This window comes from Neisseria sp. P0021.S006 (genome assembly GCF_051956895.1).
The window spans coordinates 1-741 of sequence record NZ_JBQCWZ010000682.1; the positions used below are offsets into that span (position 1 = coordinate 1).

At 52.2% G+C, this 741-nt stretch carries 1 protein-coding gene; it reads left to right on the plus strand.

From position 1 onward, the window contains the following. Positions 1-717 (plus strand): metal ABC transporter permease (locus ACTHUM_RS16450; RefSeq protein WP_440403489.1); only part of this gene is annotated, 717 nt, incomplete at its 5' end. Positions 718-741 lie beyond the last annotated feature (24 nt).

A 741-nucleotide genomic window follows, 5' to 3' on the forward strand; every position in this document is an offset into this window, starting at 1 on the left:
GTTTTGCCCGGTGCGGCCATTGGCTATATGTTTGCCGGCTTGAGTTTGCCTGCAATGAGCGTCGGCGGTTTTGCAGCCGGTTTGCTGATGGCTTTACTGGCAGGTTTGGTCAGCCGGTTTACTTCATTGAAAGAAGACGCGAACTTTGCCGCATTTTATTTGAGCAGCCTCGCCATCGGCGTGGTTTTGGTCAGCAAAAACGGCAGCAGCGTCGATTTGCTGCATTTGTTGTTTGGCTCGGTGTTGGCGGTCGATATTCCGGCTTTGCAGCTGATTGCTGTTTCTGCGAGCGTCACTATTTTGCTGATGGCGGTCATGTTCCGTCCGCTGGTGTTGGAAAGCATAGACCCTTTGTTCCTCAAAGCTGTCGGTGGTAAGGGCGGCTTTTGGCATGTGTTGTTTTTAGTGTTGGTCGTGATGAATCTGGTTGCCGGTTTTCAGGCATTGGGTACGCTGATGTCGGTCGGTTTGATGATGTTGCCGGCGATTACCGCCAGACTGTGGGCGAAAAGCATGGGTTGGCTGATGATTTTGTCTGTCGCATTGGCTTTGCTTTGCGGCTTGGCAGGACTGTTGTTTTCCTACCATATCGAAATTCCGTCCGGCCCGGCGATTATTTTATGCTGCGGCACGCTTTACCTGATTTCCGTCGTGTTCGGTTGGGAGGGCGGCATTTTGGCAAAATGGCTGCGCCGCAAGAAACACCGCACGGCATGATTTTTCAGACGGCCGCTTGAATAA